Genomic DNA, 13,418 nt, shown 5'->3' with positions numbered 1-13,418 from the left:
GATCTCACTTCTTCTTCGGGGCGACGAGGCGGGACAGCCCTGTGGCGATGAGGTTGAGCAGGGCGATGATGATGACCAGGGTCAGCGCGGCGCCCCAGATCCGATAGAACCCGATGGTGCCGGGGTCCATCGTGTTGGTGGCTCGTTCGTTGTTCATCAGCAGCGGCAGTGCGGCCTGCTCGTGGTTGAACATGTTCCAGTTGACGTAGGCCGAGTAGCCGACGAGCACCAGCAGGGGCGCGGTCTCGCCCATCACGCGGGCGAGCGCCATCATGACGCCGGTGATGATGCCGGACAGCGCGGTGGGCAGGACGACCTTCATGATCGTCTTCCACTTCGGCACACCCAGCGCGTAGGACGCTTCGCGCAGGTCGTCCGGGACGATCCGCAGCATCTCCTCGGCCGAGCGGACGACCACCGGGATCATCAGCAGCACCAGGGCCAGTGATACCGCGAATCCGCTGCGCGGCAGGCCGAGCGTGGTGATCCACAGCGCGTAGATGAACAGCGCGGCCACGATGGAGGGCACCCCGGAAAGGATGTCCACCATGAACGTGGTGATCTTCGCCAGCCGCGTGCCCTGGCCGTATTCGACCAGGTAGATCGCCACCAGCAGGCCGAGCGGCACGGCGATGATCGCACACACCAGCCCCTGTTCGAGGGTGCCGACGATGGCGTGCAGCACGCCGCCGCCGACCTCGTCGGACAGCACCGAACCGAAGTCCTGAGTCCACCAGTTCGAGTACGGGAGCTTCTTGATGCCGTTGGCGATGACCGTGTACAGCACCCATACCAGCGGCACGACGGCGATGAGGAAGGACAGCCACACCAGCGCGGTGGCGATCGCGTTCTTGGCCTTCCGGCCGAAGCTGAGCTGCTGGAAGGCCGGTGCGGTGGCGGGACGTTCGAGCGTGCTCGTCATGCGCTCTGCCTTTCCCCGATGATGGCCCTGGCCGCGAAGTTCACGGCGAAGGTCAGTACGAACAGCACCAGGCCCGCGGCGATGTAGGCACCGGCCGAAGTCGGGTTGTTGAACTCGGCGGCGTTCGAGGCGATCTTCGAGGCGAAGGTGGCGCCACCGTCGAACACGCTCCAGTCGAAGTGACCGGCCTGCGGGATGAACAGGATCACGGCGAGCGCGATCGTCTCACCGAGCGCGCGGCCGAGACCGAGCATCGACGCCCCGATGTAGCCGGCCTTGCCGAACGGCAGCACGGTGGTACGGATGACTTCCCACCGGGTCGCGCCGAGCGCGAGCGCGCCTTCGACGTGCGGCGTGGGGGTGCGCTCGAAGACCTCGCGGCTCAGCGAGGTGATGATCGGCAACACCATCACGGCGAGCACCACACCGGCGGTGAAGATGGTGCCGGCGAAGTTCGGGAAGATGTTGCCCTTGCCGAAGATCGGGATGAAACCCAGCACGTCGTTGATCCACTGCGCGACGGGCGAGAGCACGGGCGCCAGCACGAGGATGCCCCACAGGCCGAAGATGATCGACGGCACGGCGGCCAGCAGATCGACGACGTAGGCGAAGGGGCGGGCAAGCTGCCGGGGCGCGTACTGGGTGAGGAACAGCGCGATACCCAGCGAGATCGGCATGGCGATGATCAGCGCGACCAGCGACGTGTAGATGGTGACCAGCGCGAGGTCGAGGATGCCGAACCGAAGGTTGGTCGGGTCGTTGGTCACCCAGGTCCGCGAGGTCAGGAAGTTGACCCCGTCCGCCTTCAGCGCGGGGATGGCCTGCACCACAAGGAAGATGCCGATCAGGCCGATCAGCGCGACGACGAGGACACCGGCGCCGGTGGTCAGATTCTGGAAGATGCGGTCGCCGGCCCGCACCTTGGTCTTATTGGCCGAAATGGGAGGCCTCCGGGAGGGGTAGAGACGACGACGGACGCCCACCGGGGTGACCGGTGGGCGTCCGCGTCGAGGTTGGCTCACTCATGGGGGATTCTCAGTCCAACCCAGGTTCGTTCCCTAGGAGATCGCGTTGACCGCGGTCAGCACCTTGTCCTGCAGGCTCTGCGGCAGCGGGACGAAGCCCTTGTTCGCGATGGGCTGCTGGGCGGTGGTGGCGGACACGGTCAGGAACGCCTTGACGGCCTTGGCCGTGTCGGCGTCGTAGCCCTTCGAGCAGACGAGCTCGTAGGTGGTCAGCAGCAGCGGGTACGCGCCGGGGGTGTTGCTGGCGTAGATCTTGTCCAGGTCCATCGCCAGGTCGTTGGTGCCCGGGGCCTTGAACGAGGCCGCGTCGAGCGCCTTGGCCACGTTCTGCGGGGTCAGCTCGACGGCGCCGGAGCCGCTGTCGAGCTTCGCGGCGGTCAGGCCGTTGGTGACGTACGAGGACTCCATGTAGCCGATCGCGCCGTCGGCCGCGCGGACCGCGGAGGCGACACCGTTGGAGCCCTGCGCGCCGTTGCCGACGCCACCCTTGAACGCCTTGCCGGTGCCCTGGGTCCACGCGCCCTTGCCGGCGGCGGCCAGGTAGTGCTGGAAGTTGTCGGTGGTGCCGGACTCGTCCGACCTCGAGAACACCTGGATCGGGGTGCTCGGCAGCGAGACGCCCGGGTTGATCGCGACCAGCGCGGGGTCGTTCCAGGTCTTGATCTGGCCGTTGAAGATCTTGGCGGCGACCTCGGGGGTCAGCGTGAGCGAAGTGACGCCGTTGATCTTGTAGGCGATCGAGATCGGCCCGACCACCAGAGGCAGGTTCCAGGCCGGGTTGCCACCGCAGCGGGTCTTCGCGGCGTCGACGTCCGCGCCGGACAGCGGCGAGTCCGAACCACCGAAGTCGACCTGCTTGGCGTTGAACTGCTTGACGCCGGCGCCGGAGCCGGTGGCGTTGTAGTTGACGGTCTGGCCAGGGCAGGCCTTGGCGTACTCCTGGCTGAAGATGTCCACCGCGGTCTTCTGGGCAGTGGAGCCTTCGCCGGACAGCGGGGTCTTGCCGCCGCAGGCCACGCTCGCGGTCGCCGTTGCCGCGGAGGCTGCGCCCGAGGTCGGCGTGTTCCCGCTCGAGCTCTCCTGACTACAGGCGGCGAGCACGAGCGCGGCACTGGCCACGATGCCGACTGCACCCATCGGCCGCATGATCTTCACTGCATGTCCTCCCACAACTGGATTTGTCGAAACCGGACACTAGGGAAACAGGGTGGACGGACTCCCGTGAACGGGTGAACGGAAGGTGAACAACACTGCCGTTGGGAGTGGCAAATTTCACCCGAACGGGCGTTGTGTCCTCGCTGTGACCAGCAAGTTCGGTATTCGTGATCGACAAAACGTAACGGTTAACGAAATGCGTACTGAACATCGCTCTCTAGCTGGGCAAAACCGAGGCGGCGGTATACCGCGACAGCCGGCGCATTGTCGCCTTCGACGTACAGGATTACCTGCTTGAGGCCCTTTTCGCGCAGATATCGAAGCCCGGCGGTGGTCAGGACTTTACCGAGTCCGCCGCCCTGCGCTGCTGGATCGACGCCCACCACGTAGACCTCGCCGACCGGCTCGCCACCGAACCGCCGCGGGTTGGGCTGATGCACCTTGGTCCAGTGGAACCCGGCCACGCGTCTGTCCTCGCGGACGGCGAGGAAGAAGCCCGCCGGGTCGAACCAATTCTCGGTCTCCGTCGCGCGCAGCTCGTCGACGGTCAGGCTGCCTTGTTCGGGATGCCAGTCGAAGGCGCGGGCGTTGACCTCGATCACCGCCCGCTCGTCCTGGCCCGGCACGAACGTGCGCAGCGAAATTCCGGGCGGCGGCGCGGGTTCCGGCCAGTCGTCGCGCACCGGCGTGTGCATGATCAGCAGTTCCCTGGCGCGGGAGAACCCCAGTCGTTCGGCGATCCGCGCGGCCGCCGGATGGTCGCCGTGCGCCCAGACCCGCAGCTTCGCCGGAACCTGTTCGATCAGGGCTCGTGCCAGGCGCGTCCCGATCCCCCGGCGACGGTGGTCCGGGTGCACGATCAGCTCGGAGACCTGGTGGCCGAACGCGTCCCCCGAAGTGTCGAGATGCGCGTACCCGGCCAGCACGCCCGAGTCGTGGACCAGTAGGTGGCGGCCGCCGCGTGCGGGATCGGTCTCCTCGGGGCGGCCATCGGCCGCTCGCGCGGCGGTCAGCAGCTCGCCGACGGCATGCTCGGCGTCCTCGTCCAGCTCGTCGACCCAGCGCATGCGTCCAACCTATCCCGCACTCGGCGTGCCGAACACGAGCGTGGAGCCCGAACCTTCGGCCGAGCTCCACATTCGGCGGACTTGATCAGTGGGTGGACAGTTCGCTGGGCAGGTCGCTGTGCTCGAACGGCAGCGAGGGCAGGCCGGGTTTGGCCGGACCCTTGGCCGGGCGCTCGAACTTGTAGCCGACGTTGCGCACGGTGCCGATCATCTGCTCGTGCTCGGGGCCGAGCTTGGCGCGCAGCCGCCGGACGTGCACGTCGACCGTGCGGGTGCCACCGAAGAAGTCGTAGCCCCAGACCTCCTGCAGCAGCTGGGCACGGGTGAACACCCGGCCGGCGTGCTGGGCGAGGTACTTCAGCAGCTCGAACTCCTTGTAGGTGAGTTCGAGGGTGCGGCGGCGCAGGCGGGCGGTGTAGGTGGCCTCGTCGATGACCAGCTCGCCCACCCGCAGTTCGGCGTCGACCTGGGTCGAGCCGCCCTCCTTGGTGGTGACCAGGCGCAGCCGGGCGTCCACTTCGGCCGGGCCGGCGGTGGGGAGCAGGATGTCGTCGGTCCGCCACTCGGCACTCACCGCGACCAGACCGCCCTCGCCGACCACGGCGATGATCGGGGTGCTGGCCTCGTCCTCGCCGGTGCCCTTGAGTAACCGGCACAGGCTCTTGGCCGAGGCGAGGTCGGTACGCGCGTCCAGCAGGATCACGTCACGGTGCCCCGCGTCGAGAAGCGCTGTGACTTCCGGTGCGCGCACGCGTACCGTGTGTGGCAACAGGTCCAGTGCCGGCAGAACAGAGGTAGCCTCGGCCTCGGGAGTAAGTACGAGTAGGTCCAGGCTCATCGCCACACCGCCTTCTTTCTCGTGGCCTTGCATGCCCCCGGTCGGCGTTTACGTAAGACTAGCGGGTGAACACGGGAAACACCTCCCCCCTGCCATGCTCGTCACACTGACGTCACATGGAGGAGGTGGCCGCGAAACGCGCGAAGACGGGCGTGGCGGCCAACACGGACCGAAGGATCGGACAGTCAAGGTGAGCAGACCAGCTACTCAGGACCGCCAACTCCCGCCCGACGCCGCCAAGCGCCGCGGCAGGCGCCTGCGCCGGATCCTGATCAGCCTCGTGGTGCTGATCGCGCTGCTGGTCGGCGCGGACTTCGGGCTGGCCGCCTTCGCCGAGCACACGGTTTCGCAGAAGGCCCGGCAGCAGCTCAGCCTGACCGACGACCCGTCGGTGACCATCCACGGCTTCCCGTTCATCACCCAGGCCCTGTCCGGGCACTACGGCCACATCTCGCTGTCGGCCAACGGGGTGCCGATCAAGGACCTGAAGGACGTGGGCGTCAACGCCGAACTGACCGACGTCACGGCACCGCTGTCGGACCTGGCCAACGGCATTACCAGCGCCATCAGCGTCGGCAAGCTGGAGGCGCAGGTCACCATCAAGGCCAGCGACATCGCCAAGATCGACCCGCTGACCAAGGTCGAGGACCTCCGCATCGAGCCGTCGAGCATCGAATACGTGCAGACCGGGCAGGACGCCAGCGACTCCGGCACGACGAAGTCGTCGGAGGAGGACCAGGACAAGTCGAAGGCCGGCATCCGCGTCTCCGGTTACCTCCAGATCGCCGGCCAGAAGATCGAGATCTTCTGCTTCGCGATGATCGAGCTGCACGGCACGACGATCGACATCATCCCCAAGCGTCTGCAGTACGGGAATGACAAGGAGACCACCGTTGTTCCCCAGGCGGTGCAGCAGGCGCTGCTGCCCAACTTCAAGGCGAGCATCGACACCGGGAACCTGCCCTTCGAGGTGACGCCGACGGCGGTGCGGGTGAGCAGCGGTTCCGTGACGTTGAAGGGCGAGGCGCAGAACGTGACGTTCGGCGGGAGGTAGACCTTGGGCTTGTGGGTCGCGCTCGGCGTGGTGGTGATCGGCGTGGTCACGGGCCTTGTGCTGCGTGCCCGTGCGGGCCGGATCCGGGCGGCGAGACAGGACCGGGCATTACCGGGACCCGTGGCGGAAGCGCTCGACAAGGACAGTGCCGTCACGCTGGTTCAGATCTCGACGACGTTCTGCGCGCCTTGTCGCCACGCCAGAGCAGTGCTTTCCACGCTCGCCGAGAAGACAGAAGGTTTGCGGCACGTCGAATTCGATGTGACCAACATGCCGGAGGTGGCGCGGGCGCTGGGCGTGCTCCGCACGCCGACGACGATCGCCTTCACCCCGTCCGGGCGAGAGCTGCTCCGGGTGAGCGGGGTTCCCAAGGCGTCCGGCGTGCTCGATTCGCTGGGCGAACATCTCACGCGTTCCATCACCTGAGCAATGTTCCCAACCAAAGAGATCGTGAGTACCCTTGGGCAGGTGCACAGGCCGCCCTTCCCCCTGCTGACGCAACGCCGCGCGGTGGATCTCTGCCGCGTGCGTAGCAGCCTGTGTCTGGTTTGAGCCGGTTTCCGGCTCCACCACCAACCCCCTGTCCGCCTTTGTGCTGGGAGTTGCCATGTCAGCAGGCCCCGCAGTCGATCCCCGAGGACCCCGTTTCGCCGCCGTCGTGACCACGGTCGTGCTGGTGGTGGTGCTGATCACCGGATGGTGGCCGTTGCTTGCGGCACAGGCCGTCGTGTTCGCCATCGGCGCGTTCGCCGGGCTCAGGGTGGCGCCGTACTCGCTGCTCTACCGTTACCTCGTGGCGCCGCGGCTGGCACCGGCAAGCGAACGCGAGGACGCCGCGCGGGTACGGTTCGCCCAGGGCGTCGGGTTCGTGTTCGCGCTGGCCGGCACGCTCGGCTACGCCACCGGACTCACCGCGCTCGGTATCGTGGCGACCGCGTTCGCGCTGTTCGCCGCGTTCCTCAACGCGGCGTTCGACTTCTGCCTCGGCTGTGAGGCCTACCTGCTGGTTCGGCGTCTGACCCCGAACGCCGGTGAAGTGTCCTAGCTGTCCACCACGAGAAGAGAGAAAGAGAGTGCAGCTCAAATGAGCCGTGAAGACGTCCTGGTCACAACGCAGTGGGCCGAGGAGAACCTGAACACCCCCGGCGTGGTGTTCGCCGAGGTGGACGAGGACACCACCGCATACGACGGAGGCCACATCCGTGGCGCGGTCAAGATCGACTGGAAAACCGAGCTGCAGGACCCGGTCCGCCGCGACTTCGTGGACAAGGCGGGCTTCGAGGCGCTCCTGGCGGAGAAGGGCATCGCGGCCGACGACCTCGTGATCCTCTACGGCGGCAACAACAACTGGTTCGCCGCCTACGCGTACTGGTACTTCAAGCTCTACGGCCACGACAAGGTCAAGCTGCTCGACGGCGGCCGCAAGAAGTGGGAGCTGGACGGTCGCGAGCTGTCCACCGACGAGGTCAAGCGCGAGCGGGCCAGCTACACCGCGAAGGAGCCGGACACCTCCATCCGCGCCTTCCGCGACGAGGTGGTCGCCGCGATCGGCAACAAGAACCTCGTCGACGTGCGCTCGCCCGACGAGTTCTCCGGCAAGCTGCTGGCCCCGGCGCACCTGCCGCAGGAGTCCGCGCAGCGTGCCGGCCACATCCCGACGGCGCTGAACGTGCCGTGGGCCAAGACCGCCAACGAGGACGGCACCTTCAAGTCCACGGAGGAACTCAAGGAGCTCTACGCGGAGGAGGGCCTGGACACGTCCAAGCCGACCATCGCCTACTGCCGGATCGGCGAGCGGTCCAGCCACACCTGGTTCGCGCTGCACGAGCTGATCGGGCTGCCGGATGTCAAGAACTACGACGGATCGTGGACGGAATACGGCTCGCTGGTCGGCGTGCCCATCGAGACAGGAGCGAAGAAATGAGCAATGACGGTTGCGGCGCGCCGGCGCAGTCGGCCACCCCGGCGGACCTGGACACTCAGGGCCAGGTCGTGGTCGCCGGGAAGGTGACCGGGGGCGACGGCCCGGTGGGCGGGGCCTACGTGCGCCTGCTCAACGGTGACGGCGAGTTCGCGGGCGAGGTCCAGGCCTCCGCCGAGGGCGACTTTCGCTTCTACGCCGCGCCCGGTTCCTGGACCGTCCGCGCCCTTCACAAGTCCGGCAACGGCGAAGCCTCGGTGACCGCCGAAGGCCCTGGCCTCCACCAGGTCGCCATCTCCGTAGCCTGATTTCTCCTGGCAAGGCCACCTCGCCCGGCGTGGCGAGGTGGCCTTCGTCATGTGTGGCGACGTCGCCGCGTGCGGGCGGCTGACCGGCGACTATCCTGCTCCATGTGGAGATCCTGTTTACGACACTGCTGGTGATCGCCGCCGTCGCCATCCTGTGGTTCTCGTGCTACGTCGTCTACCGCCTGTACGCCGACCAGCGTTGACGCCATGAGCAGTGGCGATGACGCCATCCAGGCGGCGGAGCAGCGTGCCGAGCACACGCGGGGCCGCAACCTGCCTCCGTACGGCACTCTTCCCGATCTGCCGATTCCGGCCGACACGGCGAACCTGCGCGAGGGCGCGGAGCTCAACCCCGCCTGCCTCGCCCTGCTTCCGCTGGTCGGGGTGTGGCGGGGTGAAGGTGAGGTCAACTACCCGACCATCGACGGGCCGCGCAAGTTCGCGCAGCAGTTGACCATCGCGCACGACGGCAGGCCGTTCCTGTACCACGAAGCTCGGTCCTGGCTGATCGACGACGACGGCAAGGTGATTCGCCAGGCGGCCCGTGAGGTCGGCTGGTGGCGGCCGCAGCCCGACGACACGATCGAGCTGCTGCTCGCCCACGCCACCGGCATCGTCGAGGTCTTCTACGGCAAGCCGCGAAACCAGACGTCCTGGGAACTGGGCACCGACGCGGTGATCCGCACGTCGACGGCCAAGGAGGTCACCGGCGCGCAGCGACTTTACGGCGTCGTCAACAACGGGGACCTCGGGTACGTCGAGGAGCGGGCGATGGTGGGCGAGCCGATGCAGCCCCACGTCTCCGCCTACCTCCGTCGCGTCGTCGGCTGAGCGGTGTGACCCCGGTGCGATGGTTGCCCTACGGGGCGGACGCGGCACTGATCGAATGCGACTCCCTCGCCGAGACGGGTGCCGTCCGGGCGACGGTCGCGTCGGCCGGCATCCCGGACGTCGTCGAGGTCGTTCCCGCCGCCCGCACGGTGCTGGTCTCGGTGCGACCGGATTCGAAGGCGCTGGCCGAGATCCGTGCCCTGGTCGAAGCCGCGGATCTGGCGCATCCGCCTGCCGGGGAGTCGCGCGAGCACGTGCTGGACGTGCGGTACGACGGCGAGGACCTCGAGCTGGTCGCGAGGACCGCGGGGATCACCGTCGAGGACGTGATCGCCTTGCACACCAGTGCCTTCTACGCCGTCGCGTTCACCGGCTTCGCTCCTGGTTTCGGCTATCTGACCGGGCTGCCGGAGCCGCTTCGACAGTCCAGACTGGACAGCGCGCGGACCCGGGTGCCCGCCGGTTCGGTGGCCATCGCGGGCGAGTTCGCCGGGGTCTACCCACGGGCCTCTCCCGGCGGTTGGCGGCTTCTCGGGCATACCGACACGGTGCTGTTCGACCCACGCGCCGAACGGCCTGCCCTGCTCGCGCCGGGCGACGGGGTCCGCTTCCGGAGGGCTCCGTGAAGCGGACCCTTCAGGTCTTCTCGACCGGGCCGCTCGCGCTCGTGCAGGATCTCGGCCGCCCCGGCCACGCTCACGTCGGCGTGCCACCCTCGGGCGCGCTCGACGTCCCGGCGTTGCGGCTGGCGAACCGGCTGGTCGGCAACGCCGAGCACCTGGCCGGCATCGAGTCGCTGCTGGGCGGGCTCGCCGTGCGGGCGCACAGTTCCTGCACCGTGGCGGTGACCGGGCCCGTGGTGCCGGTCCAGGTCGACGGACGGCCGGTCGGATCGCATGTGCCGGTGCACCTCGCGGGGGGGCGGACGCTGACCATCGGCACGCCGACGGCCGGTCTGCGTTGTTATCTCGCGGTCTCCGGGGGCATCGACGTCGAGCCGGAGCTGGGTAGCCGGTCGCGGGACACCCTGTCCGAGATCGGCCCCGCGCCGCTGGCCGTGGGCGACCTGCTGCCACTCGGCGAGGGCGATGGCATTCCCACCGGCCAGGACGAGCTGGCCCCGCCGTGCCCGCCCGCCGAACTCCTGGTGCCCGTTTCGCTCGGACCCCGCGACGACTGGTTCGAGGATCCGGCCGGTCGACTGGCTGGGTACTGGACCGTCACCCCCGAATCGAACAGGGTCGGTCTGCGGTTGAACGGCGAGCCGCTTCGGCGGAGGGCCGACCGGACCGGTGCCGAACTGCCCAGCGAAGGCGTACTCACCGGCGCGATCCAGGTCCCGCCCAGCGGCCTGCCGGTGGTGTTCCTCGCCGACCATCCGACCACCGGCGGCTATCCCGTCGCCGGTGTGGTGGCCGGCTCGGCACTGCCCGCCCTTGCCCAGGCCAGGCCGGGGACCAGGCTGCGCTTCCGGCCACGGCCCGTCGGCTGACTGCCCGCGGGGAACGGCGGAACGCCCGGATGTCGCCGGTGAACAGGTCAGGGACCTGCGTCGTGGCGAAATGGCGGTTCCGGTCGTACTCCGGCCGATGCTCGATGCGGCCGAGCGGATCCATCAGGCTCCGGATCGATCAGGCGTACACGGCCTCGTAGGCCTTGGCCAGTTCCTGGTGGATTTCGGTGGCGTCCTTCAAAGGTTCACCGTCGAGGGTGTGTACTCGGGTGAGCTTGCGGACGGACGACGCGAGGAACACGCCGTCCGCCGTGCGCAGGTCCTCGACGCGCAGCGGTTCGATCTTGGTCGACCACCCGACCCGCTCGGCGCCGCGGAACACCGCCGCCTGCGTGGTGCCAGGCAGGATGCCGATGCCGGCCGGGGGCGTGTAAAGCGTCCTGCCCCGGGCCACGATCACGTTCGAGGTCGGCCCCTCCAGCACCGAGCCATCGGTCGCGGTGAACACGACGTCGTCCGCGTCCCGCCGGGCGGCTTCGCGCACCGCCGCCATGTTGATGGCGTACGACAACGACTTCGCCCCGAGCAGCAGCCACGGCGCGCGCTCGGCGAGCCCCGGGTCGATGCCCCGGTCGAGGGTGATCACCGACACCCCTTCCTTCCGCGCCCGGACGACCTTCTCCGAGATCTCCAGACCCAGCGCGAACGCGGTCGGCGCGGCGTGGTCGCCCTCGACGCCGCGGCTGTAGATGAGCTTCAGCGCGAACTCCGGGCCGGACCAGTTGTCGATCACCAGCTGGGTCGTGCGTTGCCAGGCCTCGTCGTCGGGCTCGGGCAGGTCGAGCATGGCCGCGGAGCGGGCCAGCCGGTCCAGATGGGGCCGCAGCTCGCGAGGCCGGCCACCCGCCACGAGGACCGTCTCGAAGACGCCGTCGCCGCGCATCAATCCAAGGTCTTCCACGCGAACGTGCGGGAGGTCGGGGTCGCCGAGGGTGCCGTCGAGGAAAGCGAGAACGCGCATACGGCCAACCGTACCCACTCTGTCACGCGAGCCGCCCTCGCTCATGTTCTGTCGCATACGATCGGTGTTATGCCCTACCAGTCGCCGCTACTCGATGTGCACGGCTCGATCGCACCACCTGAAACGAATCCGGAACAGGGCGTGCCATGGCACTGGGGTGATCCGTTCGCCGAGCAGCGCACCGCCACCCGTGGCGTCGCGGTGGTGGACCGGTCGCACCGGGAGGTTCTGCGGGTGACCGGGCCGGAGCGGTTGTCCTGGCTGCATCTGGTCATTTCCCAGCACGTCACCGAGCTGTCCGGGGGCACGGAGGCGCTCGTCCTGGACAGTCAGGGGCACGTCGATACCCATATGGTGCTGGCCCATGCCGGCGAAACCGTGTACCTGGACACCGATCCGGGTGCGCGGGCGACCAGCGCGCTGCCGAAGGGCGGGCCGCAGACGTTGCGCGAGTATCTCGAGGCCATGAAGTTCTGGTCCAAGGTGGAGATCGCCGACGCCACCGGCGAGCTGGCGGTGCTCAGCCTGCTCGGTCCGGCCGCCGGCCGCATACTGTCCTTTTTGGACATAAGTCTGGCGGCGGAGCCGTATTCGGTTACCCGGTTGGCCGGGAACGCCGGTTTCGCCCGCCGGATGCCGTGGCCGGGGCGATCCAGCGTCGACCTTGTCGTCCCCCGGAACGAGTTGACCGGCTGGTGGCAGCGGATCACCGACGCGGGCGCGCGCCCGGCGGGCAGCTGGGCGTTCCACGCGCTGCGCGTGGAGTCGCTCCGGCCCCGGCTCGGCGTGGACACCGACGAGCGCACGATTCCGCACGAGGTGAACTGGATCGGCAGCGCGGCGCACGTGGCCAAGGGCTGTTATCGCGGTCAGGAGACGGTCTCGAAGGTGTTCAACGTGGGCCGGCCGCCCCGGCGGATGCTGCTGCTGCACCTGGACGGCTCGCCCGAGATCTACCCCGAGACCGGCGACCCGGTGCGGCTCGGGGAAAGAGTCGTCGGCCGGGTGGGCAGCGTGGCGCAGCACCACGAACTCGGCCCGGTGGCGCTCGCGTTGATCAAGAGGTCCACCCCGATCGACGCGGAACTGCTTGCCGGAGCCGAGGATCGGGTGGTGCAGGCGGCCATCGACCCGGACTCCGTGCCGGCCGAGGGCGCCGCCCCCGGCAGGGAGGCGGCCGCGCGCCTGCGTGGGTAGCAGGTAAACTTAGTAAACCCACCCTGGTGCGGGGGGGACGAGATGGAGCAGGATGACGCAGTGATCGAAGTCCGGCCGGGTGGACGCCGCCGCATCGACCGCGTCCTGGCCCCTGACTACGTGCGCGGTCTCGAAGAGCTGTCCCTCGACCAGTTGCGCGCGCGCCGTGACGACGCTGCGCAGGAGGAGACGGATTTGTCCTACCTGCGAAGACTCCTGCACGCCCGGATCGACATCGTGCGCGCCGAGCAGGAACGCCGCAGTACCGGCGGCCTGCGCATCCTGGACCAGCTGGCCGCGATCCTGTCCGACAACGCCCTGCCCCCGGCTCGCGGTTCCGGACGCCACCAGCCGCTCGAGCCGTCCCGAGCCGGTGAACATCGGCGGCAGGCCGAGGCGCTCGTCGGCAATACGAACCTCTCCGACGTCGGCTCGCTGACCGACGAAAAGCTGGCCGACACCCTGGAGGATTACCTCGAGGAGGAGACCTCGGTGTCGACTCGCCGGCGGGAGGTGCAGCAGGTGGTCGACAGCTTCAACGCGGAGATCGCCAGCCGCTACGCCCGCGGCGTCGCTTCGGTGGACGAGCTGCTGGCGGCCGAACGGGCTCGCGAAGACTAGCCTGC

At 68.5% G+C, this 13,418-nt stretch carries 17 protein-coding genes; 11 read left to right on the top strand and 6 right to left on the bottom strand.

Going from position 1 to position 13,418, the window contains the following annotated elements; all coding sequences use genetic code 11:
• Nucleotides 1-4: 4 nt before the first annotated feature.
• From pstA to VJT49_RS14285, 5 genes are all read right to left on the bottom strand, one after another.
• Nucleotides 5-922 carry a phosphate ABC transporter permease PstA gene (gene pstA / locus VJT49_RS14305; RefSeq protein WP_324165281.1) on the bottom strand — a complete coding sequence of 306 codons (918 nt, stop codon included), beginning with the start codon at nt 920-922 and terminating at the stop codon, nt 5-7.
• A complete protein-coding gene (gene pstC, locus VJT49_RS14300; RefSeq protein ID WP_324165280.1) occupies nt 919-1,842 on the bottom strand; it encodes a phosphate ABC transporter permease subunit PstC in 924 nt (307 codons plus the stop codon). The genes pstA and pstC overlap by 4 nt, the downstream gene beginning before the upstream one ends.
• Nucleotides 1,843-1,980: 138 nt before the next feature.
• Nucleotides 1,981-3,102: a phosphate ABC transporter substrate-binding protein PstS gene (pstS, locus tag VJT49_RS14295; RefSeq protein ID WP_324165279.1), complete on the bottom strand. Its 1,122-nt coding sequence runs from the start codon at nt 3,100-3,102 to the stop codon at nt 1,981-1,983.
• Nucleotides 3,103-3,290: 188 nt separating this feature from the next.
• A complete protein-coding gene (mshD, locus tag VJT49_RS14290; protein WP_324165278.1) occupies nt 3,291-4,169 on the bottom strand; it encodes a mycothiol synthase in 879 nt (292 codons plus the stop codon).
• An 85-nt stretch (nt 4,170-4,254) separates the two neighbouring features.
• Complete coding sequence (locus VJT49_RS14285; RefSeq protein WP_324165277.1) at nt 4,255-5,007, bottom strand: response regulator transcription factor; 753 nt, start codon at nt 5,005-5,007, stop codon at nt 4,255-4,257.
• Nucleotides 5,008-5,263: 256 nt separating this feature from the next.
• On the opposite strand from VJT49_RS14285, the gene VJT49_RS14280 reads away from it, so the two are divergent.
• The 9 genes from VJT49_RS14280 to VJT49_RS14245 all read left to right on the top strand — a co-directional run bounded on the left by VJT49_RS14280 (nt 5,264) and on the right by VJT49_RS14245 (nt 10,613).
• Entirely contained in the window at nt 5,264-6,061 is a 798-nt protein-coding gene (locus VJT49_RS14280) for a DUF2993 domain-containing protein (protein ID WP_324165337.1), read from the top strand.
• A 3-nt stretch (nt 6,062-6,064) separates the two neighbouring features.
• Nucleotides 6,065-6,487 (top strand): thioredoxin family protein, encoded by a 423-nt coding sequence (locus tag VJT49_RS14275; protein WP_414635954.1) that lies wholly within the window; start codon nt 6,065-6,067, stop codon nt 6,485-6,487.
• A gap of 3 nt (nt 6,488-6,490) precedes the next feature.
• Nucleotides 6,491-6,613 carry a putative leader peptide gene (locus tag VJT49_RS35235; protein WP_414635953.1) on the top strand — a complete coding sequence of 41 codons (123 nt, stop codon included), beginning with the start codon at nt 6,491-6,493 and terminating at the stop codon, nt 6,611-6,613.
• Between the two features lie 55 nt (nt 6,614-6,668).
• Nucleotides 6,669-7,106, top strand: coding sequence for a DUF4395 domain-containing protein (locus VJT49_RS14270; protein ID WP_324165276.1), 438 nt, complete (start codon nt 6,669-6,671; stop codon nt 7,104-7,106).
• Between the two features lie 39 nt (nt 7,107-7,145).
• Entirely contained in the window at nt 7,146-7,985 is an 840-nt protein-coding gene (locus VJT49_RS14265; RefSeq protein ID WP_324165275.1) for a sulfurtransferase, read from the top strand.
• Nucleotides 7,982-8,290 (top strand): DUF1416 domain-containing protein, encoded by a 309-nt coding sequence (locus tag VJT49_RS14260; RefSeq protein ID WP_324165274.1) that lies wholly within the window; start codon nt 7,982-7,984, stop codon nt 8,288-8,290. Before VJT49_RS14265 ends, VJT49_RS14260 begins: the two co-directional genes overlap by 4 nt.
• A gap of 207 nt (nt 8,291-8,497) precedes the next feature.
• Complete coding sequence (locus VJT49_RS14255; RefSeq protein WP_324165273.1) at nt 8,498-9,121, top strand: FABP family protein; 624 nt, start codon at nt 8,498-8,500, stop codon at nt 9,119-9,121.
• A 14-nt stretch (nt 9,122-9,135) separates the two neighbouring features.
• On the top strand, nt 9,136-9,747 hold the full coding sequence (locus VJT49_RS14250) for an allophanate hydrolase subunit 1 (protein ID WP_324165335.1): 612 nt from the start codon (nt 9,136-9,138) through the stop codon (nt 9,745-9,747).
• Complete coding sequence (locus VJT49_RS14245) at nt 9,744-10,613, top strand: biotin-dependent carboxyltransferase family protein (RefSeq protein WP_324165272.1); 870 nt, start codon at nt 9,744-9,746, stop codon at nt 10,611-10,613. Before VJT49_RS14250 ends, VJT49_RS14245 begins: the two co-directional genes overlap by 4 nt.
• Nucleotides 10,614-10,752: 139 nt before the next feature.
• Here the strand turns inward: VJT49_RS14245 and VJT49_RS14240 are convergent, their stop codons facing one another.
• Complete coding sequence (locus VJT49_RS14240; RefSeq protein WP_324165271.1) at nt 10,753-11,595, bottom strand: aminodeoxychorismate lyase; 843 nt, start codon at nt 11,593-11,595, stop codon at nt 10,753-10,755.
• Between the two features lie 69 nt (nt 11,596-11,664).
• Between VJT49_RS14240 and VJT49_RS14235 the strand changes: the two genes are divergently transcribed.
• Both VJT49_RS14235 and VJT49_RS14230 read left to right on the top strand, forming a co-directional pair.
• On the top strand, nt 11,665-12,792 hold the full coding sequence (locus VJT49_RS14235; protein WP_324165270.1) for a folate-binding protein: 1,128 nt from the start codon (nt 11,665-11,667) through the stop codon (nt 12,790-12,792).
• A 60-nt stretch (nt 12,793-12,852) separates the two neighbouring features.
• Nucleotides 12,853-13,413: an aerial mycelium formation protein gene (locus VJT49_RS14230; RefSeq protein WP_324165269.1), complete on the top strand. Its 561-nt coding sequence runs from the start codon at nt 12,853-12,855 to the stop codon at nt 13,411-13,413.
• Nucleotides 13,414-13,418: the final 5 nt, after the last annotated feature.

Origin of the sequence: Amycolatopsis sp., assembly GCF_035276945.1 — a bacterium.
In the GTDB taxonomy this organism is placed as follows: domain Bacteria; phylum Actinomycetota; class Actinomycetes; order Mycobacteriales; family Pseudonocardiaceae; genus Amycolatopsis_E.
The sequence above is the reverse complement of the archived record's forward strand: the minus strand, read 5'-3'. Positions and strand labels throughout refer to the sequence as shown.

Excerpts from the sequence above, each read along its gene's own strand:
- pstA (WP_324165281.1), bottom strand. The coding sequence starts at position 922 with ATGACGAGCACGCTCGAACGTCCCGCCACCGCACCGGCCTTCCAGCAG.
- mshD (WP_324165278.1), bottom strand. The coding sequence starts at position 4,169 with ATGCGCTGGGTCGACGAGCTGGACGAGGACGCCGAGCATGCCGTCGGC.
- VJT49_RS14285 (WP_324165277.1), bottom strand. The coding sequence starts at position 5,007 with ATGAGCCTGGACCTACTCGTACTTACTCCCGAGGCCGAGGCTACCTCT.
- VJT49_RS35235 (WP_414635953.1), top strand. The coding sequence starts at position 6,491 with ATGTTCCCAACCAAAGAGATCGTGAGTACCCTTGGGCAGGTGCACAGG.
- VJT49_RS14270 (WP_324165276.1), top strand. The coding sequence starts at position 6,669 with ATGTCAGCAGGCCCCGCAGTCGATCCCCGAGGACCCCGTTTCGCCGCC.
- VJT49_RS14265 (WP_324165275.1), top strand. The coding sequence starts at position 7,146 with ATGAGCCGTGAAGACGTCCTGGTCACAACGCAGTGGGCCGAGGAGAAC.
- VJT49_RS14260 (WP_324165274.1), top strand. The coding sequence starts at position 7,982 with ATGAGCAATGACGGTTGCGGCGCGCCGGCGCAGTCGGCCACCCCGGCG.
- VJT49_RS14255 (WP_324165273.1), top strand. The coding sequence starts at position 8,498 with ATGAGCAGTGGCGATGACGCCATCCAGGCGGCGGAGCAGCGTGCCGAG.
- VJT49_RS14240 (WP_324165271.1), bottom strand. The coding sequence starts at position 11,595 with ATGCGCGTTCTCGCTTTCCTCGACGGCACCCTCGGCGACCCCGACCTC.
- VJT49_RS14235 (WP_324165270.1), top strand. The coding sequence starts at position 11,665 with ATGCCCTACCAGTCGCCGCTACTCGATGTGCACGGCTCGATCGCACCA.